Annotated in this window: 25 protein-coding genes and 1 pseudogene; 8 read left to right on the plus strand and 18 right to left on the minus strand. The window is 29.2% G+C overall.

The window, feature by feature from the left end:
• Positions 1 to 7: 7 nt before the first annotated feature.
• Positions 8 to 1396, minus strand: coding sequence for an arginine decarboxylase (locus tag H6553_08230; GenBank protein ID MCB9033809.1), 1389 nt, complete (start codon positions 1394 to 1396; stop codon positions 8 to 10).
• A gap of 147 nt (positions 1397 to 1543) precedes the next feature.
• Between H6553_08230 and H6553_08235 the strand changes: the two genes are divergently transcribed.
• Positions 1544 to 3319, plus strand: coding sequence for an arginine--tRNA ligase (locus tag H6553_08235; GenBank protein ID MCB9033810.1), 1776 nt, complete (start codon positions 1544 to 1546; stop codon positions 3317 to 3319).
• A gap of 15 nt (positions 3320 to 3334) precedes the next feature.
• Here the strand turns inward: H6553_08235 and H6553_08240 are convergent, their stop codons facing one another.
• From H6553_08240 to H6553_08250, 3 genes are all read right to left on the minus strand, one after another.
• Positions 3335 to 3532, minus strand: a complete 198-nt coding sequence (locus H6553_08240; protein MCB9033811.1) for a hypothetical protein — start codon at positions 3530 to 3532, stop codon at positions 3335 to 3337.
• Positions 3533 to 3633: 101 nt separating this feature from the next.
• The gene (amt, locus tag H6553_08245; protein ID MCB9033812.1) at positions 3634 to 4908 is read right to left on the minus strand and encodes an ammonium transporter; all 1275 of its coding nucleotides are present in this window, start codon (positions 4906 to 4908) and stop codon (positions 3634 to 3636) included.
• 26 nt (positions 4909 to 4934) lie between these two features.
• Positions 4935 to 5273, minus strand: a complete 339-nt coding sequence (locus H6553_08250) for a P-II family nitrogen regulator (protein ID MCB9033813.1) — start codon at positions 5271 to 5273, stop codon at positions 4935 to 4937.
• 322 nt (positions 5274 to 5595) lie between these two features.
• Between H6553_08250 and H6553_08255 the strand changes: the two genes are divergently transcribed.
• Positions 5596 to 6942, plus strand: coding sequence for an ammonium transporter (locus tag H6553_08255; GenBank protein MCB9033814.1), 1347 nt, complete (start codon positions 5596 to 5598; stop codon positions 6940 to 6942).
• Positions 6943 to 6946: 4 nt separating this feature from the next.
• Here H6553_08255 and H6553_08260 read toward each other — a convergent pair whose 3' ends face one another.
• Genes H6553_08260 through H6553_08270 form a run of 3 tightly spaced genes read right to left on the minus strand, consistent with a single transcriptional unit; the run spans position 6947 to position 8816 of the window.
• Positions 6947 to 7504: a hypothetical protein gene (locus H6553_08260; protein MCB9033815.1), complete on the minus strand. Its 558-nt coding sequence runs from the start codon at positions 7502 to 7504 to the stop codon at positions 6947 to 6949.
• On the minus strand, positions 7494 to 7835 hold the full coding sequence (locus H6553_08265; GenBank protein ID MCB9033816.1) for a MerR family transcriptional regulator: 342 nt from the start codon (positions 7833 to 7835) through the stop codon (positions 7494 to 7496). Before H6553_08265 ends, H6553_08260 begins: the two co-directional genes overlap by 11 nt.
• Before the next feature lie 9 nt (positions 7836 to 7844).
• Positions 7845 to 8816: a M23 family metallopeptidase gene (locus H6553_08270; protein MCB9033817.1), complete on the minus strand. Its 972-nt coding sequence runs from the start codon at positions 8814 to 8816 to the stop codon at positions 7845 to 7847.
• Positions 8817 to 8938: 122 nt separating this feature from the next.
• Here H6553_08270 and alaS point away from each other — a divergent pair, with 122 nt between their 5' ends.
• From alaS to H6553_08290, 4 genes and pseudogenes are all read left to right on the plus strand, one after another.
• Entirely contained in the window at positions 8939 to 11653 is a 2715-nt protein-coding gene (gene alaS, locus H6553_08275; GenBank protein ID MCB9033818.1) for an alanine--tRNA ligase, read from the plus strand.
• Positions 11654 to 11678: 25 nt separating this feature from the next.
• Positions 11679 to 12140 (plus strand): annotated as a pseudogene (locus H6553_08280) (PIN domain-containing protein).
• Positions 12130 to 12288: a hypothetical protein gene (locus H6553_08285; protein MCB9033819.1), complete on the plus strand. Its 159-nt coding sequence runs from the start codon at positions 12130 to 12132 to the stop codon at positions 12286 to 12288. Before H6553_08280 ends, H6553_08285 begins: the two are co-directional and overlap by 11 nt.
• The gene (locus H6553_08290; protein MCB9033820.1) at positions 12285 to 12800 is read left to right on the plus strand and encodes a GrpB family protein; all 516 of its coding nucleotides are present in this window, start codon (positions 12285 to 12287) and stop codon (positions 12798 to 12800) included. The genes H6553_08285 and H6553_08290 overlap by 4 nt, the downstream gene beginning before the upstream one ends.
• Here the strand turns inward: H6553_08290 and H6553_08295 are convergent, their stop codons facing one another.
• Positions 12801 to 13625, minus strand: coding sequence for a hypothetical protein (locus H6553_08295; GenBank protein MCB9033821.1), 825 nt, complete (start codon positions 13623 to 13625; stop codon positions 12801 to 12803).
• 100 nt (positions 13626 to 13725) lie between these two features.
• On the opposite strand from H6553_08295, the gene H6553_08300 reads away from it, so the two are divergent.
• The gene (locus H6553_08300) at positions 13726 to 14241 is read left to right on the plus strand and encodes a hypothetical protein (GenBank protein ID MCB9033822.1); all 516 of its coding nucleotides are present in this window, start codon (positions 13726 to 13728) and stop codon (positions 14239 to 14241) included.
• Positions 14242 to 14304: 63 nt separating this feature from the next.
• Here H6553_08300 and H6553_08305 read toward each other — a convergent pair whose 3' ends face one another.
• The 10 genes from H6553_08305 to H6553_08350 form a co-directional block, all read right to left on the minus strand.
• Positions 14305 to 14892, minus strand: coding sequence for a bifunctional nuclease family protein (locus H6553_08305; protein MCB9033823.1), 588 nt, complete (start codon positions 14890 to 14892; stop codon positions 14305 to 14307).
• Positions 14893 to 15096: 204 nt separating this feature from the next.
• The gene (locus H6553_08310) at positions 15097 to 16083 is read right to left on the minus strand and encodes a pyridoxal-phosphate dependent enzyme (GenBank protein ID MCB9033824.1); all 987 of its coding nucleotides are present in this window, start codon (positions 16081 to 16083) and stop codon (positions 15097 to 15099) included.
• A 401-nt stretch (positions 16084 to 16484) separates the two neighbouring features.
• Entirely contained in the window at positions 16485 to 18131 is a 1647-nt protein-coding gene (gene recN / locus H6553_08315) for a DNA repair protein RecN (GenBank protein ID MCB9033825.1), read from the minus strand.
• Between the two features lie 263 nt (positions 18132 to 18394).
• Positions 18395 to 19300, minus strand: coding sequence for a DUF4835 family protein (locus tag H6553_08320; GenBank protein MCB9033826.1), 906 nt, complete (start codon positions 19298 to 19300; stop codon positions 18395 to 18397).
• Positions 19290 to 20513: a bifunctional phosphopantothenoylcysteine decarboxylase/phosphopantothenate--cysteine ligase CoaBC gene (gene coaBC, locus H6553_08325; GenBank protein MCB9033827.1), complete on the minus strand. Its 1224-nt coding sequence runs from the start codon at positions 20511 to 20513 to the stop codon at positions 19290 to 19292. Before coaBC ends, H6553_08320 begins: the two co-directional genes overlap by 11 nt.
• Positions 20514 to 20519: 6 nt before the next feature.
• Positions 20520 to 20873 (minus strand): DNA-directed RNA polymerase subunit omega, encoded by a 354-nt coding sequence (locus H6553_08330; GenBank protein MCB9033828.1) that lies wholly within the window; start codon positions 20871 to 20873, stop codon positions 20520 to 20522.
• Positions 20870 to 21673 (minus strand): outer membrane protein assembly factor BamD, encoded by an 804-nt coding sequence (gene bamD / locus H6553_08335; GenBank protein ID MCB9033829.1) that lies wholly within the window; start codon positions 21671 to 21673, stop codon positions 20870 to 20872. Before bamD ends, H6553_08330 begins: the two co-directional genes overlap by 4 nt.
• Positions 21674 to 21786: 113 nt before the next feature.
• Positions 21787 to 23142, minus strand: coding sequence for a tRNA lysidine(34) synthetase TilS (tilS, locus tag H6553_08340; GenBank protein MCB9033830.1), 1356 nt, complete (start codon positions 23140 to 23142; stop codon positions 21787 to 21789).
• The gene (locus tag H6553_08345) at positions 23142 to 24074 is read right to left on the minus strand and encodes a hypothetical protein (GenBank protein MCB9033831.1); all 933 of its coding nucleotides are present in this window, start codon (positions 24072 to 24074) and stop codon (positions 23142 to 23144) included. Before H6553_08345 ends, tilS begins: the two co-directional genes overlap by 1 nt.
• 26 nt (positions 24075 to 24100) lie before the next feature.
• Positions 24101 to 24427, minus strand: a complete 327-nt coding sequence (locus H6553_08350) for a tetratricopeptide repeat protein (protein MCB9033832.1) — start codon at positions 24425 to 24427, stop codon at positions 24101 to 24103.
• Positions 24428 to 24486: 59 nt separating this feature from the next.
• Here H6553_08350 and H6553_08355 point away from each other — a divergent pair, with 59 nt between their 5' ends.
• On the plus strand, positions 24487 to 25230 hold the full coding sequence (locus H6553_08355; GenBank protein MCB9033833.1) for an electron transfer flavoprotein subunit beta/FixA family protein: 744 nt from the start codon (positions 24487 to 24489) through the stop codon (positions 25228 to 25230).
• The last annotated feature ends 1 nt before the right edge of the window (position 25231 follow it).

The raw sequence follows: 25231 nt of genomic DNA on the forward strand, positions 1-25231 counted from the left end.
TACTAAATTAATATCCTAAAATCTTAAGCATGCTTTCTGCACTTTGTTCTGGTGCAAATAATTGATAGGTAAACTTTCCGTTTTCGTCTTTATCTACAATTAAATGTTTTGGCGATGGTATTAAACAATGTTTAGTTCCTCCATAACCACTCAAAGAATCTTGATAAGCACCTGTATGAAAAAATCCAATATATAATTTTTGATCTCCAATTATTTTTGGCATATATACTTGATTAATATGTACTTCTGAATTATAATAATCAGATACATCACAACTTAAACCGCCAATTATTGTTCTTTGATATACTTGATTCCAATTATTAATTGGTAATAGAATAAATCGCTGATTTAATCCCCAAGCATCTGGAATAGTTGTCATTAATGATCCATTAATCATATACCATAACTCGCTATCATTTTGTTTTTTCTGACCAATGACTTCAAAAATATGACAACCACTTTCTCCTACTGTAAAATTGCCAAACTCAGTATAAATATTTGGATGTTCAATTTCTGCTTCGTCACAAAATTTCTTGATTTTAGTTACAATTTCTTCTATTAAATAAGCATATTCGTGTTTTGCACCAAGTGAATAACGAATTGGCATTCCGCCACCAATATTAATACTGTTCAACTCAGGACATACTTGTTTTAAATCGACATAAGTATTTAAACATTTATGTAATTCACTCCAATAATAGGCACTGTCTTTTATTCCAGAATCAATAAAGAAGTGTAACATTTTGAGTTGAATATTTTTATGCGGTTTAATTTTCTCTATATAGAAAGAAATTAAATCTCTTTGTCTAATTCCTAATCGAGAAGTATAAAACTGATAATTAGGTTCTTCTTCTGCAGCTAATCTTACACCAATATTTAATGCTTGTTCAAAATCTTTATAGGCATTAAACTCATCCATATTATCTAAAACAGGTGTTACATTTACAAAACCATCTCTAATTAAATTAAGCAATGCATCGGTATAGGCCTTTGGCTTAAAACCATTAGATACAATACGAATATTTTTATCTATTTTTTTCTTTTTATATAAAGATTTAATCAATTCAATGTCGTAAGCAGAAGAAGTTTCTAAGTGTGCTTTATTTTTTAAGACTTCGTCTAATACAAAAGCAAAATGGCTACTTTTTGTACAGTAAGTATAGTAGTAATGACCATTGTAGCCAATATTTTCAATTACTTCATTAAACCATCGTCTTGCCTTATTGATATTTTCTCCAATTTTTGGAACATATGATATTTTAATTGGAGCACCATACTCTTCTATAATTCTCTTAAGGTCTATTTTATTGAAAAACAACCAATTATCTTCAACATTAAAACCTTCTTGCGGAAAGTAATAGGTCTGTTCAATCAAATCAATATAGCGATCTCTCATGTTCTAAATTTCAAGTCGTTAAAAATAGGAATTGTAGTTCATTTATTTCACATAAACTATTAAAAATAATGTTGTAATAGCCATTTAAAAATAATTAAGCTTATCATTTTCACTTATAAATTTTATAATTCTTATTAGTTTTGTCCAATGGATATTTTATCACAAATTAAAGCTACTGTACAACAAGCAGTACAAAATTTATTTCAAGTAGATATAGCCGAAGAGCAAATAGTAATTAATGAAACTGATGCTAATTTTGAAGGCGATTTTACAATTGTTACATTTCCCTTGGTTAAAATTTTAAAACAAGCACCAGATAAAATTGCACAACAATTAGGCGATACTTTACTACAACTCAACAATAATTTTGTAGCATTTAATGTAGTAAAAGGTTTTTTAAATATTAGTATTGCACCACAATATTGGATTGATTTCATACAAAAGAATTTTGATAATCCTATTTATTTTGAAACAGCAAAACAGACGGAAAAAGTTTTAATTGAATATTCATCACCAAACACTAATAAACCTATACATTTAGGTCATATACGAAATAATGTATTAGGTTATGCATTAACTGGACTATATAAAGCAAGTGGTTATAATACACATTCGTGTAATTTAATTAACGACAGAGGCATACATATTTGTAAATCGATGTTGGCTTGGCAAAAATTTGCTAATGGAGAAACACCAGAATCTTCTGGTATGAAAGGCGACCATTTTGTAGGTAAATATTATGTGCTTTTTAATACTTACTATAAAGAAGAAATTGCAGTACTTATTAATAATGGCATGGATGAGAAAGAAGCTGAAAAAAAAGCTCCAATTTTATTAGAAGCACAAGCAATGTTACAACAGTGGGAAAATGGCAACGAAGCAATTATACAGCTTTGGAAAACCATGAATGATTGGGTGTATAGTGGTTTTAAAGTAACTTATGAAAACCTAGGCATTTCATTTGATAAATATTATTATGAATCTGATACTTATCTATTAGGTAAAGCAATTGTAGAAGAAGGTTTACAAAAAAATATTTTTTTCAAAAAAGAAAATAATAGTGTTTGGATAGATTTAACTGCAGATGGTTTAGATGAAAAATTGCTACTACGAAGTGATGGTACTTCTGTGTATATGACTCAAGATATAGGAACTGCCGATTTAAAATATCAGGATTTTAAAATGGATAAATCTATTTATGTTGTAGGCAATGAACAAGATTATCACTTTAAAGTGTTGAAACTGATATTAGAAAAATTAGGACGACCACATGCTGATGGATTAACGCATTTTTCATACGGAATGGTAGAATTACCAGATGGAAAACTAAAATCTAGAGAAGGTAATACCGTAGATGCAGATATGATAATGGCCGAAATGATTCAAACAGCCAAAGAACAAACTGAAGCATTAGGAAAAATTGATGATTTTACAGAAGCAGAAAAAACTGAACTTTACAAAACAATTGGTTTAGGTGCACTTAAGTTTTTTATGTTAAGAGTAGATCCTAAAAAACGCATTTTATTTAATCCAAAAGAAAGCATCGATTTACACGGATATACTGCTCCTTTTGTACAATACAGTTATGCAAGAGCAAAAAGTATTTTAAGAAATGCTACTAATGAAATTAATTTAGCTACTAGTATCAATACCATAGCAACAGCAGAATTAGATTTAATTAAACACTTGTATCAATACAAAACCATTTTAGTAGAAGCAACGCAAGAAATGCAACCATCTAAATGGATAGATTACATTTACGAAACAGCAAAATTGTTTAATAAGTTTTATAATGAATGTTCTATATTAAATGCTGATAACGAAGCAGAAAAACAATTTAGATTGGCACTAACACAACTTACAGCCAATTGCATTAAAAACGGTTTTGCTATAGTAGGCATACAAGTACCAGAAAAGATGTAAAAGTATAACACACTCTTACTCACAAATCCAATAAGAATAACTTGTTGCAGAGTCATTTACTAATGCTTGTTGCTCATTTTCATCACAGACTTCTCTTTTTTCTACCACAATATCTTCTACAAATGCACCATGATAATGTGTACAAGTTTTACATTTTTTGCAAGCATTTAATCCAAACAAAAGCATCAAAAATAGTATTAAAAAATAACGCATAAAAATAGTTTAATCAAATATAAATAAAAAAAGTGGTTGCCAAGAATTTGACAACCACCTGAATAAATATGAAGCGTTAAGAGAGATTAAGTTTGATATCTCTATAAGTTTGTTCCGTCTGCTGGTGTTACTAAGAAGTTTGGATACGCAGTTAAACCATGTTCTGCTAAGTCTAAACCTTCTACTTCTTCTTTTCTTGATACTCTTATACCTATTGTTTTCTTTAAAATAAACATTAACAGAAAAGCTACACTAAAAGATACAACTCCATAAGCTAATACACCTATTAATTGTGTAACAAAACTATGTTCTGCACTAAATATACCAACTGCTAGTGTTCCCCAAATACCACATACTAAGTGTACTGATGTAGCACCAACTGGATCATCTAATTTAAGTTTATCGAAAAACATAACTGAGAAAGGCAATATAAGACCAGCAACAACACCAATTATAAGTGATGCATTTAAAGAAACTACATCTGCACCTGCAGTAATACCTACTAATCCACCTAAGATACCATTGAAAGCCATAGATAAATCGTATTGTTTAAATACTATTTTTGATGCAACAACAGATGCAATTCCGCCTGCACAAGCTGCTAAAGTTGTAGTAACTAGTACATAAGATACTAATTCTGGATCTGCACTTAGTACTGAACCACCATTAAATCCGAACCATCCTAAGAATAACATAAATACACCTACAGCTGCCATTGGCATACTATGACCTGGAATTGGCTTAATACTACCATTTGCACCATATTTACCAAGTCTTGGTCCGAGTAGAATGATAGATGCTAAAGCTCCCCAACCACCAACTGAGTGTACTAATGTTGAGCCAGCAAAATCATAAAAACCCATATCATTTAACCAGCCACCGCCCCATTTCCAGCTTCCTAAAATTGGATACACTAAACCAACAAAAATTATCGAGAATATAATAAAAGAAGTTAGTTTAATTCTTTCAGCTACTGCACCAGAAACTATAGTAGCACAAGTTGCAGCGAACATTGCTTGAAATAAGAAATCTGTCCAGTAAGTATAATGACCATCTGCATAGGCAATTAATCCAGCATCTCCAGCAGGCATACTTAAACCAAAGCCAGCGAATCCTAGATATCCATTAAAATCGCCTGGATACATTAAATTAAATCCACAGATATAATAAGTAATAATACCTATTGGTAAAATCATTAAATTTTTGAAAAGGACATTCACCACATTTTTAGAACGAATAAAACCAATTTCTAAAGTAGAGAATCCTAAGTGCATTATAAAAACTAATGCTGTTGCAATCATCATCCAAAGGTTGTTTACCGTAAACATACTGTTGGCAACACCTTGGCTTAATTCATTTATTGTTGTTGTTTCCATTTTATATTAGTTTAATAGGTTAATAATTACAGTGCGTTATGATCAACTTCACCTGTTCTAATTCTGATAATTTTTTCTAAGTTGGATACAAATACTTTTCCATCACCTGCTTCTCCAGTTTTAGCAACGGCAGCAATGCAATCCATTACTTCATCAACCTTTTCGGTGTCAATAAGTATCTCAATCTTATACCTTGCGATATAACCCATGTCATAAACAGCACCTCTATATGAGATTGCTTGACCTTTTTCAATTCCAAAACCTCTTACTTCATAATAAGTAAAGAAGTTCACATTAATTTTTGATAAAGCTTCTTTTACTTCATCAAATTTAATGGCTCTGATAATAGCTTCAATTTTTTTCATAAACAAAATATTTTTACACAATTTTAAGATTTTTAATTCATTTTACCATAATAGTTTAATTATTTTTAATTTTTTAGTAACATTTATCTGTTTTAATTAAAAATTATCAATAAATTTTTCACATTTTTATTTTCTATAATATGTTTGAATTACTGTAATAAAATTCAACAAACACAATACATCTGTCTTATATTGTAATTATTATTAATGTATTATATTTTGATGTTACTATATTTTTATTAATGTAAAAACCGCAATTATTTAAACTATTTTTTAGTTTAATTTGCCTGTAATTAGTAAAATCTATTAAAAATTAAATATTATGGCGTTAAGAAAAAACTACATTGTACCTTTTATAATACTTATGTTAGTAGTTATTGCAGGTGCATTTAACCCAGGACAAATATTAACTGGTAATTCAGTAGGCAATATTGACCATGGTGATACTGCTTGGATGTTAGTAGCTTCTGCTTTTGTATTGATAATGACACCAGCTTTAGGATTTTTTTATGGAGGTATGGCCAATAGTAAGAATATTATATCTACAGTATTCCAAAGTTTTATTTGTTTAGGTTTATTAAGTATAATTTGGGTAGTATTTGGTTTTAGCTTATGTTTTGGAGAAGATGTTGGCGGAATTATTGGAAACCCTTTTACTTATGTAATGTTTAAAAATGTTTCTTTAACACCCAATGCTGAATTTTCTGCTTCTATACCATTTATAGTATTTGCTTTATTTCAATCGAAATTTGCAATTATAACACCTGCGTTAATTACTGGCTCATTTGCTCAACGCGTTAAATTTTCTAGCTACTTAATATTTATTATCTTATTTTTTATTTTCATCTATGCACCATTATGTCATATGACTTGGCATCCTGATGGAATTTTAAGAAAATTTGGTGTATTAGATTTTGCAGGCGGAACAGTAGTACACATGAGTGCAGGTTTAGCTGCTTTGGCTGGTGCTATCTTTTTAGGACCAAGAACTGCTAGTGAAAGAACTCATGAGTATTCTAATGTTACTTTTGTAATTATTGGAACTGGTTTATTGTGGTTTGGCTGGTTTGGTTTTAATGGTGGAAGTGCATTAGGTATAAATGCTACTGCTGCTAATGCTTTTGCTACTACTAATACTGCTGCTGCTGCTGCCATGATTAGTTGGATATTTTTAGATGCGGTAAGAGGTCACAAAGTATCATCGGTTGGTGCTTGTGTTGGTGCTGTAGTTGGTTTAGTTGCTATTACACCTGCCTGTGGTTTTGTTAATGTTGGTGAAAGTATTGCTATTGGTGCTATTTCTGCTATTATAAGTAATTTTGCAGTACATTATAAAAATAAATCTTCAATAGATGATACTTTAGATGTATTTCCATGTCATGGTGTTGGTGGAATTATGGGTATGATTTTTACTGGAATTTTTGCTGCTGATTATGGTACTGGTTTACCAACAGCAGATTGGGGATTAGCTTATGGCGTTTCAAAAACTTTTATTCATCATATGATTGCATTAGTTGGTGTTGCCGCATTTGCTTTTGTTGGTTCTTATATTTTATATTTTATTACAGATAAAATTGAGCCAATGCGAGTAACTAAAGAAGAAGAAGAATTGGGCTTAGACATTTCTCAACATGGAGAATCTATAATTAAGCAAAGTATAGATTTGTAGTGTATTAGTTAATATTATACTCAATATTAATACCGTATTCTTCTTGCATTTTTCTAATAGCAACTGTAAAATCAACATCTTCTTTTTGATAAGTCGTATGTGCATTCCACACATCGTATTTAAACTCATCTACTTCTTTCCTACCATATAAATATGAATAATATTGGTTTAAGTTTTTAATCATTTTGTCTTCTTGAATAGAATCGTTGAGATAGACATTACACATAATAATATCTAGCTGATTATTTTCATTAAAAAAATATTTTAAATCTAAATATTCTCCAAAAGGTGTTGAGTCTACTGGAAAGCTATAAGCATAAAATAGATTATTATCTGGTTCTTCAAAAAGTGTTGCTTTTTCATTACTCAACACATTTTTTTTAGTCATCATTAAATCAACTGCTCTAAATAAATGTTTTCCTTTGGTATCGTATAGCGATTCAAAATAAATACTTGGATTGTCTATTGTAACTTTATCTTTCTTTTTAATTTTAAAAACAATTAATACTACAATTATAGCTATTAATATTAGTAATACGAAATATTTTATATTAGATTTCATCATGTAATGTTTGTAAAAAGTTTCTAATTTCTTTTAATTTAGTCACTAAAGTTGCTTGTTTATCTGTTGCTACTACAACATTTCCTTCTTTTAGTTTATTTTTAGCACCTTCTAGTGTAAATCCTTTTTCTTTTACCAAATAGTAAATGAGTTTTAAATTCTCAATATCTTTTTGAGTAAACAATCGGTTTCCTTTAGCTGTTTTTCTTGGTTTGAGTGAAGGAAATTCTTTCTCCCAAAATCTAATTAATGAAGTATTTACATCTAGCATTTTAGCTACTTCACTAATAGAGTAATATAGTTTTTCAATATCTTTTTCTTTATATGGCATATCAATATATTAATCGAATGATTGATTGTTTTGATCAGACATTTCAATAATTTTGTCGTATTCTTCTGGCGACAAATCATTAAAATAAAAATTAATTGGATTTATCTTTGTTCCGTTTTTCCAAACTTCATAATGGCAATGTGGTCCTGTTGATTTTCCTGTACTACCAACCAAAGCAATAGTCTCTCCTCTTTTTACTTTCTGTCCTGCTTTAACCAATATTTTACTATTGTGAGCATATAAAGTATGATAACCAAAGCCATGATCTATTACAACTTTATTACCATAACCACCACCTTGATTAGATGCTATTTTTACTACGCCATCTCCTGTCGCATAAACTGGCGTTCCTGTTGGTGCCGTAAAATCCATTCCTGCATGAAATTTTCTAGTTTTATACACTGGATCAATTCTATAACCATAACCAGAAGCCATGCGTTTTAAATCTTTATTTGCTACTGGTTGTATTGCAGGAATACTGTGTAATAAATCTTCTTTCTTCTTAATCAATTCTATCAATTCTTTATATGATTTAGATTGAACATAGGTCTTTTTTTCTAATGCTTCTATTTTTTCTAGCGTTTCACTTATTATTTTTCCTTCAGATACATTCTTTAACTCTGCATATATTTTAGAGCGTTCTATTTTTAAATTTCTAATTTCATCTGGTAATGGATCTGCTTCAAAAATAACTCTATAGATATTATCATCTTTATTACTTAAATCTTGCAATACACCAGATAAAGCATCTATTCGTTTATTTAAGATTTCATATCTATCTAAAATTTCATTTATTTCTTGTTGATTTTTTTTCTCTTCAGGCGTTTCAAAAAAACTATATCCTAAAACCATAGCTAAAAATCCGAAGAAAAAAGCTGATGTAAAAAAACCTAACACTCTTACAAATCGTTGTTTAATACTCAACTTGTACTTTTCGTAGCGTAGCGTGTTAGGATTATAATAATATTTCTCTTTTGGCATCTTTTACAGCTAAAAAATTATAATTTTGTGTCAATTTTCATGCAAGATATTAAACTTTAATTGTATGCAAACTAAGTTCAAAGTTAAACTTTTTAAAAAATATTTTAATTAATTGATATACAATGAATTATTTATCCGCTTCCGAAATCAGAAATCACTTTTTAAACTTCTTTAAATCAAAAAAACATCATATAGTTCCATCTGCACCTATTGTTGTAAAAAATGATCCTACGCTAATGTTTACCAATGCTGGAATGAATCAATTTAAAGATTATTTTTTAGGCAATCAACAAGCACCGTATCCTAGAATTGCAGATACGCAAAAATGTTTAAGAGTTTCTGGTAAGCACAACGACTTAGAAGAAGTTGGTGTGGATACTTATCATCATACTATGTTTGAAATGTTAGGCAACTGGAGTTTTGGCGACTATTTTAAAGCTGAAGCTATTGCTTGGAGTTGGGAATTTCTAACCGAAGTTTTAAAGATTGATAAGAACCGTTTATTTGTTACTATTTTTGAAGGTGATGCAAATGAAAACCTACCAAAAGATGAAGAAGCATATAATGAATGGAAAAAACATATTGCAGAAGATAGAATTTTACTAGGCAATAAAAAAGACAATTTTTGGGAAATGGGTGATACTGGTCCTTGTGGTCCTTGTACCGAAATTCATATTGATTGTAGAACAGATGAGGAAAGAAATACGGTTGCTGGTGCTTCATTGGTAAATGCAGATCATCCACAAGTAATTGAAATTTGGAACAATGTATTCATTCAATTCAACAGAAAAAAAGATGGTAGCTTAGAAGAGTTACCTGCAAAACATGTAGATACTGGAATGGGTTTTGAAAGATTAGTGCGAGTAATTCAAAATAAAAATTCTAATTACGATACCGATGTTTTTAGTCCTATTATTGATTTAGTTACCGAAATCACTCAACAACAATACGATGGTTCTGACACCAAACAAGCCATTGCATTTAGAGTAATTGCCGACCATATTCGTGCAGTAAGTTTTACTATTACAGATGGACAATTGCCAAGCAATACTGGTGCTGGTTATGTGATTAGAAGAATTTTAAGACGAGCAGTACGATATTATTTTTCTTATCTCAACAGAAAAGAACCTTTATTACATTTATTAGTCGAGAAATTAGCCGAACAATTTCAAGAAGTATTTCCAGAATTATATCAACAAAAATCATTTGTACAAAAAGTAATTTTAGAAGAAGAAACTACCTTTTTGAAAACATTAGAAAAAGGATTAAAAAGGTTAGATGAGTATATGGAAGCGATTACAAATAAAAGGCTTGAAGATTTTCCAAATACATCATCTGAAATAGACTTTAAAGTAATAAATCCATTAGATAAGATAAGTGAAGTAGTTAATCAAAAAATAATATTTGATGGCACAATATGTTTCGAACTTTACGATACTTATGGTTTTCCTATTGACTTAACAAGATTAATAGTTGAAGAACATGGTTGGGTTATTGATGAAAAAGGTTTTGAAACTGAATTACAAGCTCAGAAAGAAAGAAGTAGAGCTGCTACAAAATTAGAAGTAGATGATTGGACAATCATAAATGATGGTAGTGTAGATTTTGTTGGTTATACTTCGTTAGAAACTCCAGCTAAAATCTTGAAATATAGAAAAATTGAAAGCAAGGAAAAAGAACAGTATCAAATTGTATTAGATAAAACACCATTTTATGCAGAAAGTGGTGGACAAGTTGGCGATAGAGGCATTTTGTCGTTCAGTAATGAAATTATTGAAGTAACAGATACCAAAAAAGAAAATGATTTAATTATTCATTTTACTGATGAGTTGCCAAAAAATATCAATGAATCGTTAGAAGCACATGTATTTGAAAATATTCGTCATTTAACTGCCAATCATCATACAGCTACTCACCTATTACACGCTGCACTTAGAACAGTTTTAGGAGAACATGTTGCACAAAAAGGTTCTTTGGTTAACAGCGACTATCTTAGATTCGATTTCTCGCATTTTGCTAAATGTACTGAGGAGGAATTGCAAGCAGTAGAACAACTAGTCAATGAAAAGATAAGAGCCAATATTCCAGTTATCATTAAAACTATGTCGAAAGATGAGGCATTACAATTAGGTGCAATGGCTTTGTTTGGCGAAAAATATGGCGATGAAGTTAGAGTTATTATTATTGATGAACATTATTCTATTGAACTATGTGGTGGTACGCATGTTGCTACGACTGGCGAATTAGGTTTGTTTAAAATTACTAGTGAAAGTGGTATTGCTGCTGGTGTTAGAAGAATTGAAGCTGTTTGTGCTAGTAAAGCAGAACACTATATCAACGAAAAGTTAGAAGAGTTAAGTGCTATTTATACTCAACTTAAAAACAGTAAAGATGCAATACATAGCATTACGCAATTACAAGAAGAAAATAATGCTTTAAAAAAGCAAATTGAACAACAAGCTTTAGTACAAGTAGCACATTTAAAAACAAATTTAAAAAATAAAATTAAATCAATAAACAATATAAATGTATTGATTACAAATATTGATAATATTTCTGCCGAAGCATTAAAGAAATTACAATTTGATTTAAAAAATGAAGTCGATAATTTATTTTTTTTAGCAACAACTGTCAATAACGACAAACCATTATTGTCTTTAATTATAGCTGATAATGTAGTTACAGAGAAGAATTTGCATGCAGGAAGCATCATCAAACAACTAGCTAAAAATATAAAAGGTGGTGGTGGTGGACAAGCTTTTTATGCGACAGCTGGTGGCAATGATGCTAGTGGAATTGATGCAGCGATACAAGAAGCAGAAGAAATAATAAAATAGTTATCTTTGAAGTAAGATAACTTAAATGAAACAACGATTTTATTTTGATACTTCCGTTTTTGGATGAGTTTTCGATGCAGAATTTGAAGAAGCAACACTTCAATTATTTGAGCGTGTAAAACTTGGAAAGATAATTTGCGTTTTTTCAAATCTTACAGAATCAGAATTAATTAAAGCTCCAGAAAATGTGCGTAATTTTTTTAAAAGCTTACCAACTAAAAATAAAGAGCGAGTAGAAATAAATGATGACGCCATAGAACTTGCTTCTAAATATATTGAAGAAAAAGTTGTAGGACAAACAAGCTTTGATGACTGTTTACATATTGCAACTGCAACGCTAAATAAAGTAGATATTTTAGTTAGCTGGAACTTTAAGCATATTGTTAATGTTTATAGAATAAGAGGTTATAACGCTATAAACTTAAGAATGAATTACATTTCATTAGAAATTAGATCACCAAGAGAAATTTTAGAATATGAAGACTAAAGAAAAGATTGTAAAAGAAAAAGATTTTGACACTGTTAAAACTTTTAGGAAAATAAAAGAGAAAATATCGGAAGATTTATTTGGCAAAACGAATGAACAAATTAAAGCATATTTAAAGAAAAATAGCTTAAAATTAAATGCTAAATAATCATAACAATAACTATTGAACCATATAATGCTAATTGGAAGTATCTATTTGATGCTGAAGCAAAACTACTTCAAAACAATTTAGCCAATTACAATACTACTATTGAACATATAGGAAGTACTGCTGTTGTTGGTTTGGGTGCAAAACCTATTATAGACATTATGCTTGGACTTCAAAACTTTAATTCCATTCATGAAATTATAAAAGTGCTAGAAGCATTAAACTACAATTACATTGCTGAGTATGACAAAATTATTCCAGAAAGAAGGTTTTTACGAAAAATACAAAACAATATAAGCACACATCATTTGCATATAGTAGAAACCGATAGTCCTTTTTGGAAAAGACATCTCTTTTTTAGAGATTACTTACGCAATAATGAAGCCACTAGAGATGCATACTACAAATTAAAAGTAGCATTATCTAAAAAAACATGGAAAGATGGTAACGAATACGCCAATGCAAAATCTGATTTTATTAGAAAGATAGAAAATATAAATAATAGTCTTTAATTAATAATAAGTAATTTCAAAGTAAGTATTATCAAAAAATACGGTAACTGTTGGTAAAAAATTAATAAAAAATAACCCAGAAAGTGGAAGTGCATTGGTTTTTATAATTCTGCCTAAATTATCATATTCATTAATAACCTTAAAACTAACCATATCTTGACAATAATAATCATTGTCTATATAAGGATCTATATAATTTTTCTCACAATATGTGTAGTTGATAGAATCTAAAACATTTTTACTAGAATTTCCAAAATAAGGCATACCAATATTTTCATTCGTTAAGCTACTGTTTTTTGTTAAATCATAATAATAGTTAAATGTATATCTATAAGAATGATTTCCTGTTCCATTATAACCAAAATCATGATGTTCATGATGTATCTGTTTATTTAAATTACTATTATCATAATAAAGAGAATCAATTTCATATACCTCATGATTACTTAAATGGTAATCATGTCTTTTTCTATAAGTTAAATTATTATTATTATATATAAAATAGGTAGTATCTGGAGCATTATCATATAACCACTCAAGAGAATAATTATCTACTAATCTTGTAACCAAACTGTTATTGATGACAGAGTTTATTAATATAGAGTCTATATAATGATACACAGAATCATTTTCAGTAAAATAATCTAATAAGCCATTTTCTTTATAATAAAACCTAAGAGTTCCTTCATCACCATATTCACTTAAAAAACTTATTGTTTTAATTTTTCCGTCAGTATTATTAGTTATAGGATTAACCGTTTCATTATTACAACTGGTTATTATAATGAATGTTACAAAAGAAAATAAATAAAAAACTTTTTTCATAATATAAATTTAAATAAAAAACTTAATAAAAAAATAGATTTTTTAAAAAAAATAGGAATAAAAAATTGAATAAATTTACATCATAAATATGCACTTACTTATGAATCTTCAAAAAGAACTCATTAATTTATTACAACTAGCTTACGCTGCTGAAAAAGCTGCGGCTTATGCTTATATAGGTCACGCTGGTGCAGTTAAAAGTCTAGAAGAAAAAACAGCGATTCAACAAATTGAACAAGACGAATGGGAACACAGAGCCGAAGTTTTAAAAATAATGCAACAGTATGATATCAACATTTCTAAGTGGTACGAAATAAAATATAGTATTATAGGAAGAATCATACAATACAGTTGCTACATTATTGGTTGGTTTATGCCTATGTATTTTGCAGGAAGATTAGAAAGTGGCAATGTAAACGAATATTTTAGAATGATAGAACTATTTCATCAATCAAATATTACAGAGCATGATGCCATTTTAAAAGAAATGGGTATTAAAGAAAAAGAACACGAAATTTACTTCTTAGAAAAAATTAAAACACACGCTTGGCTGCCTTTTTTTGAAAAAATATTTTCTTGGGGAAAAGATAAGAGCTTTAATGACATTGAGTTGTAAAAAAGCAATTTATAACAGTTTACTTTATTTTGCTTTTAGAGTTACAACAAGTTGATTTTTATATTACGATCTGCTATTAATTTCATCACGCAATTGAGCTGCTCTTTCAAACTCTTCATTTTCTATAGCTTCATCTATAAGTGCTTCTAACTCTTTAATAGAATAAGCACTTAACTCATTTTGTTTTTTCTTTTGCTCTAAGTATTCTTCTTCTGGTGTGCTTGGTGCTAATTTTTCTTCTTCAATTAAAACAATTCCTGCGTTATTTAAAATATTATCATATATAAAAATAGGACAATCAAATCGTAATGCAATAGCAATGGCATCAGAAGTTCTTGAATCTATTTCAACTGTATGTTCTTGATTACTAGCAATTAGTTTGGCATAAAAAACACCTTCCATTAAATTATCAATAACAACTTCTTTTATAGAAATATCAAATTGTTCGAGAGTTGTTTTGTATAAATCATGTGTTAAAGGTCGTGGTGATGTAAGTTTTTCTATTGCAATCATAATTGCTTGGGCTTCAAAAACACCAATAACAATAGGTAGTCGTTTATTACCATTTTTTTCGCCTAACACCACTGCATACGAACCTCTTTCAGTATAACCATGTGATACATCTAAGACTTCTAATAACACCTTTTTCATGAGTTGCAAAGTAAATACTTTTTATAAATAAAATAAAATGATAGTATCCACAATTTGAGATAGTTTAACCCATTAAAAAAATAAAAATAATAACTTGGTTAATTTTCTTTCACAACAAATATTTTATCTGTCTACAGAAATAGGTAAATTTTTTCTTTACAATTCTACTCTGCAAACCTAAAGGCAATTTAATACAATAATACTTTAATCTAGCAGACCTTTTTCTCGCATCCAGTCGTCATTAAAAAATTTGCCTACATATCTAGAACCATGATCGTGTACTATAATAATCACTAAATCATCTTTAGTTAAAGGAAACTGCTCATGCAATTGTAATAAACCTTGTACTGCTGCACCAGCAGAGTTGCCTACAAAAAGACCTTCTTCTTGTGCCATTCTGCGTTGCATTAAAGCAGCATCTTTGTCAGTTACTTTTTCAATAAAATCAATCAAAGAAAAATCGTAGTTCTTAGGAATGATATCTTCGCCAATGCCTTCTGTAATATAACTATGAATTTCATCTGGATTAAATGTTCCTGTTTCGTGATATTGTTTTAAGATAGAACCATAAGTATCTATTCCCCAAGATTTTACATTGGGATTCTGCTCTTTTAAATATTTACTAGTACCAGTAATTGTTCCACCAGTTCCAATTCCAACTACTAAGTGAGTAATTTTGCCATCGGTTTGTTGCCAAATTTCTGGACCAGTTTGCTCGTAATGTGCTTGTCTATTCGATAAGTTATCATACTGATTTAACCAAACTGAATTTGGAATTTCTTTAGCTAATTTAGCTGCTACAGAATAATAGGACTGTGGATCATCTGCTGCTACATTAGTTGGACAAACAATAACTTCTGCACCAAAAGCTCTAAGTATATCAAACTTTTCTTTAGATTGTTTATCGTTTGAAGTAAAAATACATTTATAACCTTTTACTACTGCCGCAATTGCCAAACCCATTCCAGTATTGCCACTAGTACACTCTATAATAGTACCACCAGCTTTTAAACGACCATCTTTTTCTGCATCTTCAATCATTTTTAAAGCCATTCGGTCTTTAATAGAATTTCCTGGATTGGTATATTCTAATTTTACGCAAACCGTAGCAGGAATATGATGCGTTATCTTATTTAACTTTACAATAGGAGTATTTCCAATAGTGTCTAATATATTGTTATAGATTTGCATGTTGCAAAAGTAGTTTTTTTTAGTGAGATTTTTAAGAGACTATATGAATCATGATTTTTAGATAATAACTTGTTTTGCATTTAGAAATAAAATAAAAATCGTCTTTCTCAACCTGTCTGCTGACAGGCAGACTTGATTGGGAATCTTTCTTCAATTTTTATGATAGATTCTTGAACTGCCTGCAGCATCAGATATATTGCTTCGTTGCACTACAAAATTTTCTAAAATAACTTTTAAACTTACACAGTTCGTGAGATGCTACTTTTTTATAGCCAAAGAATAAAGTAAAAATTATATTTCATTTATAAAAATAAATTAAATTTATAGCATCTATTATAAAGTTACTTCTTTATCGTACTAGTTTTTTTGAATAACAACCAAATGCACAACAAGTAATCGTACTATTGCAATAAAATTTTAGCATTTTCTATGGCTGCTTGATTTGGATTATCGCCACTCAACATAACTGCTAATTCGTGTATTCGTGTTTCATTATCTAGTACTTTTATATTGGTATAAGTAATAGACTTATCATGATTTTTATAAATAAAGAAATGCTGATGTGCTTTAGCTGCTACTTGTGGTAAATGCGTAATTGCTATAATTTGATGTTTTTTTCCAATTTCTTGTAACAACTTTCCTACTCTATTGGCAACTTCACCAGAAATACCTGTATCAATTTCATCAAAAATCATAGTTGGTAGAGCTTGGTGTTTGGCTTCTATAGATTTTATAGCCAACATTAATCGAGATTTTTCGCCACCAGAACCAACTTTATTGAGTGTATTTGGTGCAATACCTTTATTTGGAGAAAAATATAGTTCTGCTATATTATTTCCAATAGCATTTAATTCAGTAGTATTTAATTGTAATTGTACTACTGCAAATTCCATTCCTAACTCGTGTAAAAGTTGTGTCAACTCTTTTTCAAATCCGTTTATTTGTGCTTGTCTGTTTTTAGCAATACTTATGGCTTGTTTGTTGAGTGCATCAAATTGTTTTTTTGTTGATATTTCTAATTGTGCTAACTGTTCATTGTCTTCATCAATATTATTAAGTTGTGCTTGTAAGCTTTGTTGCACTTGTAATAATTCGTCTACTGTATTGACTTGATGTTTCAACATTAATTTATTAACTGACGAAACTTGTTCTTGCAATAACTCATATCTGTTTGGGTTGTATTCTACTACTGCAATATTTTGATTGATTTGTTTGACTATACTATTTAATTCTTCTTGAATATTAAATACATTTATATTTATTTCACTAAAAACATCATTATAGGAAGCAATACTACTCAATGCTTTGTTTACTGTTGATAATTGTTGTAAGACTGAAAAATCGCCTTCGTCTAAATGTTGTAAAGCTGTATTGAGTTGTTGTTGTATGCTTTCTGCATTTTGTAGTAGCAATAGTTCGCTGTTTACTTGGTCGTAATCTTCTAAACTAACACTCAACTGATTAAATTCTTCAATCTGAAATTGTAAAAAATCTTGTTCTTTTTGATTTTTTGCTTGTGTTGCTTTTAAGTGATTTAGTTGATTGAGTGCTTTTTTATATTGTTTATATGCTAATTGATATTCTTCTACTGTTTTTTGTTGATTAGCCAAACTATCTAATATATTACAAAAGAAAAAATCGTCTAATAACTTTTGGGTTTCGCCTTGTGCATGAATATTAATTAAATGATTGGTTACTTCTTGCAATTGTTGTAATGTACAAGGTGTATCATTAATAAAAGCTCTAGATTTTCCGTTGCTGTTTATTTCTCGTCTGATGATGGTAGTAGTATCAAAATCTACATCATTGATTTCAAAAATAGATTTATACTTATTGTCAATATTAAACCAAGCTTCTACTACACATTTATCATTTTCATTTCGTAGTACGCTAGTATCTGCTCTTTTGCCTAGCACCAAAGACAACGCTCCTAGCAAAATAGATTTTCCTGCACCAGTTTCGCCTGTAATAATATTAAAATGTTGATGAAAATTGATATTCATTTCATCAATAATTGCATAGTTTTTTATTTCTAGTTTTTGCAACATTTGGCTCAAAAATACAAACAAAAATTTAGATACTAGTAAGGATATATAAAATCTATATTGCGTTACAACGCAGTGTCCTTTTCAAGAGACACTGCTGAGAATTTAAAGTTCGGAAAGGTGTACTTACTGAATTTATTTTAGCATCTTTTGTACCATCAACTATTTTTATTATACTGATTGTATTGTTAAGAGTTTCCGCTCTACAATGTCAGAAGGAAACTTCTGACAGCACATAAATTAACAAAGTAATCTAACTAAAAAAACTACTTGCCTATTTTTTTGTAGGAAGCTGCATTGACTGGATCTAGTGTAGACAATAGTTGTACTACTGAATTTTTTTCTGCAATATCTGCTTTGGAATAAATATTGAGCAACTCTTCTTTTTTTCCTTCAAAGAAAACTCGCAATGGCATTAAATTCGGATTGTCTTTATTTACTTGCTGTAAAAAAGTCAACGCTGTTGTAATTACTGTTCTTGATTTACTAGCATCAGTATACATATTGTCTAGTCCATTAAAATGATAAAACAAAAATGCTTTCCGCATCATTTTATATCTTGGATTTAACCAGCCATCAACCAAAGCAAATCTGTTTCTAGTTCCATCTAATTTATTCCAACCTTTATATTGACTTTGAACTTGCGATGGTATGTTATTGATAATTGTTAATGCTTGTTGAAAATCATCTTCTCCACCATTTTCAGAAAACGATTCATTGTCATATCCTATAATCATATAAGCATAATAAGCTAATAATGATGTAAGATGCGATGAATAGGCATTGTTGTTATAGTCTAAAATTTGTAAGTCGGCATAGTCAAAATCAAAATCGTTGTCTTTATATGACAGTAAAACAGTATTATACATACTATTAAATACTGGTCGTTGCGACTGAACAATAGCATCTGCTTTATAAGTTCCTTCTGTTGGAATTTCTGTAATGTTGAGTGTAATAGAACATTTTATTTTTTCGTAAGGTTTATACGAATCGTTTGTCCATTTTCTACCATTTAAAAACTCTTGTATGGCAATTTCCATATTTTTAAATACTCTAGGATCTACACTTTGATTGTTTGGTGAAATGACACTTACTTTACAATTCAACTCTTGTGCTTGAGTGGCTAGTCCAATAATTATCAATATAAGTAATATATAATTTTTAAGCTTCATACATTTTTTCCAAGTAGTTTAAAATATCATTAGCAACTTCTGTTTTATCTTTTAACTCAAAATTAGTCAAATTATTGTATTTATCTAATATAGTAATTTTATTGGTATTGTGTTTAAAAGCTGCTCCTTTATCTTTCGGCGAATTTAATACTACAAAATCGAAGTTCTTTTTTTGCAGTTTTTCTTTAGCATATTGTTCTAAGTTTTGTGTTTCTAGTGCAAATCCAACACTTATTTGGTTGTTTTTCTTGATTTTGCCAAACTCCAAAGCAATATCTACATTTTTAGTGAGTGCAATTTCCAAATTATTAGACGACTTTTTTATTTTCTCATCGGCTACTTCTTGCACTTTATAATCGGCTACTGCTGCTGCAAAAATGCAAACATCTTGTGTAGCAAAATTATCAGAACATGCTTTATACATTTCTGCTGCTGTTTGAACGCTAATCAGATTAATCGTTGCATCATCAACAGCAATAGTACTTGGTCCTAGTACTAGAGTTACCTTCGCTCCTCTTGCACTCGCTTGTTTAGCTAGAGCAATTCCCATTTTTCCGCTAGAATGATTGCCAATAAATCGTACTGGATCAATTGGTTCATAAGTTGGTCCAGCTGTAATTAAAATTTTTTTATTGTTTAGAATAGAGATTGGCTTTGTAGTAAAGTTTTCAAAATATTGATTTAGAATAGCAACAATATTTTCTGGTTCTTCTAATCTTCCTTCGCCAATTAAACCACTTGCCAACTCGCCATGATTGACTTGTATGACTTCGTTTTGATAGCTTTTTAGCAAGCTAATATTATTTTGTGTTGATGGATGATGCCACATATCTACATCCATAGCTGGTGCAACAAATACTTTACACTTAGCAGATAAATATGTCGCTAACAGCAAGTTATCGCAAATACCATGAGCCATTTTAGCAATGGTATTGGCAGAAGCTGGAGCTATAAGCATTACATCTGCCCAAAGTGCTACATCTACATGATTGGTCCAATTGGTTTTGTTGGCATTGGTAAATTCTACCAAGCAATCGTTTTTGGAAAGCGTTGCTAAAGTTAAAGGTGCAATGAAATTGGTGGCATCTTTAGTTAAAATGCAACGCACTTCTGCTCCAGATTTAATTAATAATCTAACAATATAAGCAGCTTTGTATGCAGCAATACTACCACAAACTGCAAGTAAAACTTTTTTGCCTTTAATGGCTTGCATTATTTTTTATTGTTCTTCTGACAATACCGATTCCATTTCTTCTTTAAGTGGTAATTCTATATGCGTTTCGTTGTTTAAGAATTCACCTAAAGCTAAAATAGAAGGTTTTGGCATTTTTTCGTAATAACGAGAGATTTCAATTTGCTCTCTGTTTTCAAATATTTCTTCTAAATTATCTGTTGCAGAAGCAAACTCTTCTAATTTTCTGTGCAATTCTTCTTTTAATTTAGTATTAATTTGATTGGCTCTTTTAGAGATTGCATTGATTGACTGATAAACATTACCTGTTTGGTCTTTTATTTTTTTCAAATCTCTAGTTTCGATATACGCCGATTGGTTTTTTAATTCCTCTTTATTCATGATTTATCTTTTTTTGTATTTTTAATTTTATTTAATGCTTGTTGATTGAGTTTATTTAACTCGCCAATATACTCACTATTAGGAAATTTATTGACAAAATCTTGATAAGATGTAGCATATTCTTCGAATCGTTCTAGTTTTTTCTCTGAATAACTTTGCTCTGCATACTTAAAATTAGATTTTACGATAAGATAAGCAATCTCATCTGGTTTTTCGTACTCTGGATATTCTTCTATAAAGTTTGCCAAAGCAACAGATGCTGCATGATATTGTTCTATTTTATAGTACAGATACGCTGCTTCGTATGATTTCTTTCTTAGCTTGCCTCTTAATTTATCCATTTCTGCATTCACTTCCGTTTTATATTTAGAATCTGGATATCTTGTTAAAAAGCTATTGAAAACACTAATTGCCTTAATGGTATTGACTTGCTCTAAGGAATATCTTGGTGATACATCGGCATAACTCTTAGCTTCTAAAAAGCCAGCTTCTTCTGCATTTTTACTAGCAGGATAGGTTTGATAGAAACTTCTTAAATAATACCCTGCTAACTCATAACTTTGATTGTAGTATTGTGCTTTGGCATATTTAAAATAAATGTCTTCTACGCTTTTCTGACCTTTTAAAACGGTAAGCAACTGCTCGTATAATGGAATTGCTTTCTCATATTTTTCTTTTTCAAAATACTCGTTGGCTACCTTTTCTTTTTCATCTACATCATTAGATTTTAATGCTTGTTGATAGCTCTTGTTACAAGCAAATAGTGATAAAGACAATAATATGATAAAGATTTTCCTCATAAAATGTTGGCAAAGATATGGCTATTTATTAAGAATACAAAGCTAATAGCTTTAACAGAATATTATAGTTAAAGAAAGTAAAGAAGTGTAGATGTTTTAATTCCTGTTATTTCTTATTCAATTATCTTCATCTTCAATACTGTTTTTGTTGTTGTAGTGATTTTAAATCTATCGTCAATTCTATGACCTATTAACCAAACTAATTTTTCGTCTGAAAATAATATTGGTGTTTGTTCTTTGTCTATCTGCGAAAATTTTTGGTCTTTAAAATACTTAGACAGTTTCTTCTTTCCTACTTTATTTGGATTTTTTAGTTTAGACAATCCAAATGGATAAAAATAATCGGCTTGTTTCCAATAACGAATCAACAATGGCAATTGAATTTTGTCTGCATCTAAATATGCATAATTAACTGATTTTTTGATATTAATTTTATCTATCGGAACAATTTTACATTGTATTTTATAGTTGTTAAAAATAATTTGTTTTGGAATTTTATCGAACAATAAATAATGTGTTTTTTCTGATTTTAAATCAACTACAAACAATTGTTTTCTATCGACTATTAATCGACATGAGCTTGAAAAGTATTGTTTACCTGATTGTTGTTCATTGATGTTTTGTAATATGTTTTGAATTTGTTCTGCATTAAAATCGTACTTATTCAACAAGTGATACAAAATAGTTTTTACTGCTGGATGTTTTCTAAAATAGTTGAAATTAATTGCTACAACATCATTGTTTATAAAAACACATTTTTTGTTGATGTAGTCCATTAAATCTTGTTCTATTAATAGCGTATAATCAGACATATATTCTGAAAACTGTTGTATGTTTTGCAAAATATTCGGATTTATTTTTTCTAGCACAGGCACTACTTCATGTCGTAATAAATTGCGTTGATAATCGGTTGAAGCATTGCTACTGTCTTCTCTAAAAGCAATTTTATGTTGATGAGCAAAAGCTACAATTTCTTGTTTAGTAATAGCTAATAAAGGTCGTACTACAAAATTATTTTTTGGCAACATACCTTTTAATCCATTTAAACCAGTACCTTTTGTAAGATTGAGTAAAATAGTTTCGAGTTGATCGTTGGCATGATGTGCAGTAACAATGAAATCAATTGCATTTTCATTCCGAAGTTGTTCAAACCATTCGTAGCGTAATTTGCGTGCGATCATTTGAGTTGATTGTTTGCTTTGTTTTTTCTCTTGTATAGTATTAAACGACTTAGTAAAAAATGGAATATTGTTTTTAGTACAGAAGTCAATAATAAATTGTTCGTCTGCATTACTTTCTTCGCCACGCAAATTAAAATTGCAATGAGCTACTGTTATATCATATTCTAATATTTTTAATAAATATAGTAGCACCATTGAGTCAATGCCTCCACTACATGCTACAAGTAGTTTGTTGTTGCGTTCAAACAGTTGATATTGTGCTATATATTGTTTAATTTTATCTATCATTATTCGTAGTATTCGTAGGTGTAAGTGTAGTTAAATTCAATCCATTTATCATTGTAGTTTCTAATAAATGGTGGTTTTGAGTAATAATATTGTCTGTAATAATCTAAATAGTAATTACTCAATATTTTAGATTTAATAGTTATAGGTAAATAATTATTATCTAAATTAATTAGAACTTCATTTTTGTATTGAGTATCTAAATCAGTTATTATACTATTAGGATTATAAGAAACATTATAATAATATCTATAATTTATATTATGATCATCTATAATATATGTTGATCTGCTCAAAGTCGTTTGAAATCCTCTTATTGATATCAAATAAGATAGATGTTTCTTATCAATATCTATTTCTTTGTTTATATATATATGTTCAGCATCATTTATTCTAAAAATCATATAAACGCTATCATCTTGTAACTTATAATATTTTATTCTAAGTGATTCATCAATAAAATTAAAATAATAGCTTGAACTAGAATCATTGTTTTCAATACTATACAAACCCTTATTTCTATATTCTTTAATTAATGCTTTATTTTTCCAAAAAGATTTTATAAAGATTGTATCATTTGTTATTAATGAATATCTATTATAAATAGATTTTTCCTTTGGAATTAAATTTATATCTGTAATATGATAATAATTTATTATTCTAATATCTTCTAATTTATTAAATCTGTAAGCACTACATTCAACATGAGTTAAATTTCCATTTCTATCAAAATTAAATTTAGACCAAATTTCGTTATTATTAGATTCATGTTGTTTTATTGTAAATGATTTTATACTATTTTTATATGACTTTAAATTATGTAATAAATAATCATCTGATAAAATATTATATTTATTATATTTTTTAATTATATCTTTCGAAAAAACATTTAATCCAACAACAAAAATTAAAATCAATAAAAAAAAGTGTTTCATAGTACTTAGGTGTTTAGGTGAATAATTCATTCCATTTCTATTTCTAAATTCATTTTGGCTTGCTGTAATTCTTTCAATGCATGCATTGTTTTTTGTTTTGTAGCAATTTCAATGCCTTTATTATAAATATTTAACGCTTTATTAAAGTCGTTGTTTAATTCATATAGTTTTGCTAAATGATAATATGTTCCAATATAATTTTCATCTATAACTAATAGATTTTCAAACACTTGCATAGCATTTTCATACTTGCCTGCTTTTTCTAATTCTTTAGCATAGGCAAAGTTGATAAAGCTGTCATTCGGATTTTCTTCCAAAAGTTGTGCTAATTGTATCAATCTGTCATTTATCATTTTATAATTGCAAATTAAAGAATTATTTTAGCTAAAATCTTTAAATAAAAATATAATTTATGAAATTCTTAGTTTGTATAAGCTTAGTTCCGGATACCACTACTAAAATTTCTTTTGTTGAAAACGACACAAAATTCAACACAGATAAGGTACAGTGGATATTAAATCCGTACGACGAATGGTACGCTCTTGTTAGAGCATTAGAATTAAAAGAAGCTAACGGTGGTTCTGTAACTGTTATTAATGTTGGTGGTGCAGAAAACGACCAAGTAATTAGAAAAGCATTGGCTATTGGTGCTGATGATGCTATTAGAGTTGATGCAACTTCTGACCTAGATTCTTTTTCAATTGCAAGCGATATTGCTGCTGTTGCTAAAGATGGCAATTATGATGTAATTATGCTAGGTAAAGAAACCATCAATTATAATGGTTCTAATTTAGGTGGTATGCTGGCAGAAATGTTAGATTTACCATTTATCTCTTATGCATCTAAATTAGATATGAATGGCAATGTAGCTAGTATTGATAGAGAAATTGAAGGTGGTAAAGAATCATTAGAAGTAAGTACTCCATTTGTAATTAGTTGTGCTAAAGGTATGGCAGAAGCTAGAATTCCTAACATGAAAGGAATTATGATGGCTAAATCTAAACCATTAGCTGTAGTAACACCACAAGCAGTTGCTCCTCAAACTAGTACAGTTAAATACGAGTTACCTCCAGCAAAAGCTGCTTGTAAAATGATTGATCCAGACAACATGGACGAATTGGTATCTTTATTACATAACGAAGCAAAAGTAATTTAAT

The sequence above is a fragment of the Chitinophagales bacterium genome (assembly GCA_020636535.1).
Classification (GTDB): Bacteria; Bacteroidota; Bacteroidia; order Chitinophagales; family JADIYW01; genus JADJSS01.

What these genes read in the sequence shown, in the direction of transcription:
- H6553_08350 (MCB9033832.1), bottom strand. Translation starts at nt 24,427, where the DNA reads ATGATAAATGACAGATTGATACAATTAGCACAACTTTTGGAAGAAAAT.
- amt (MCB9033812.1), bottom strand. Translation starts at nt 4,908, where the DNA reads ATGGAAACAACAACAATAAATGAATTAAGCCAAGGTGTTGCCAACAGT.
- H6553_08240 (MCB9033811.1), bottom strand. Translation starts at nt 3,532, where the DNA reads ATGCGTTATTTTTTAATACTATTTTTGATGCTTTTGTTTGGATTAAAT.
- H6553_08320 (MCB9033826.1), bottom strand. Translation starts at nt 19,300, where the DNA reads ATGAAGCTTAAAAATTATATATTACTTATATTGATAATTATTGGACTA.
- coaBC (MCB9033827.1), bottom strand. Translation starts at nt 20,513, where the DNA reads ATGCAAGCCATTAAAGGCAAAAAAGTTTTACTTGCAGTTTGTGGTAGT.
- H6553_08255 (MCB9033814.1), top strand. Translation starts at nt 5,596, where the DNA reads ATGGCGTTAAGAAAAAACTACATTGTACCTTTTATAATACTTATGTTA.
- H6553_08270 (MCB9033817.1), bottom strand. Translation starts at nt 8,816, where the DNA reads ATGCCAAAAGAGAAATATTATTATAATCCTAACACGCTACGCTACGAA.
- H6553_08230 (MCB9033809.1), bottom strand. Translation starts at nt 1,396, where the DNA reads ATGAGAGATCGCTATATTGATTTGATTGAACAGACCTATTACTTTCCG.
- H6553_08345 (MCB9033831.1), bottom strand. Translation starts at nt 24,074, where the DNA reads ATGAAACACTTTTTTTTATTGATTTTAATTTTTGTTGTTGGATTAAAT.
- H6553_08310 (MCB9033824.1), bottom strand. Translation starts at nt 16,083, where the DNA reads ATGCAAATCTATAACAATATATTAGACACTATTGGAAATACTCCTATT.
- H6553_08305 (MCB9033823.1), bottom strand. Translation starts at nt 14,892, where the DNA reads ATGAAAAAGGTGTTATTAGAAGTCTTAGATGTATCACATGGTTATACT.
- H6553_08330 (MCB9033828.1), bottom strand. Translation starts at nt 20,873, where the DNA reads ATGAATAAAGAGGAATTAAAAAACCAATCGGCGTATATCGAAACTAGA.
- H6553_08250 (MCB9033813.1), bottom strand. Translation starts at nt 5,273, where the DNA reads ATGAAAAAAATTGAAGCTATTATCAGAGCCATTAAATTTGATGAAGTA.
- alaS (MCB9033818.1), top strand. Translation starts at nt 8,939, where the DNA reads ATGAATTATTTATCCGCTTCCGAAATCAGAAATCACTTTTTAAACTTC.
- tilS (MCB9033830.1), bottom strand. Translation starts at nt 23,142, where the DNA reads ATGATAGATAAAATTAAACAATATATAGCACAATATCAACTGTTTGAA.
- bamD (MCB9033829.1), bottom strand. Translation starts at nt 21,673, where the DNA reads ATGAGGAAAATCTTTATCATATTATTGTCTTTATCACTATTTGCTTGT.
- H6553_08355 (MCB9033833.1), top strand. Translation starts at nt 24,487, where the DNA reads ATGAAATTCTTAGTTTGTATAAGCTTAGTTCCGGATACCACTACTAAA.
- H6553_08260 (MCB9033815.1), bottom strand. Translation starts at nt 7,504, where the DNA reads ATGAAATCTAATATAAAATATTTCGTATTACTAATATTAATAGCTATA.
- H6553_08285 (MCB9033819.1), top strand. Translation starts at nt 12,130, where the DNA reads ATGAAGACTAAAGAAAAGATTGTAAAAGAAAAAGATTTTGACACTGTT.
- recN (MCB9033825.1), bottom strand. Translation starts at nt 18,131, where the DNA reads ATGTTGCAAAAACTAGAAATAAAAAACTATGCAATTATTGATGAAATG.
- H6553_08300 (MCB9033822.1), top strand. Translation starts at nt 13,726, where the DNA reads ATGAATCTTCAAAAAGAACTCATTAATTTATTACAACTAGCTTACGCT.
- H6553_08295 (MCB9033821.1), bottom strand. Translation starts at nt 13,625, where the DNA reads ATGAAAAAAGTTTTTTATTTATTTTCTTTTGTAACATTCATTATAATA.
- H6553_08265 (MCB9033816.1), bottom strand. Translation starts at nt 7,835, where the DNA reads ATGCCATATAAAGAAAAAGATATTGAAAAACTATATTACTCTATTAGT.
- H6553_08235 (MCB9033810.1), top strand. Translation starts at nt 1,544, where the DNA reads ATGGATATTTTATCACAAATTAAAGCTACTGTACAACAAGCAGTACAA.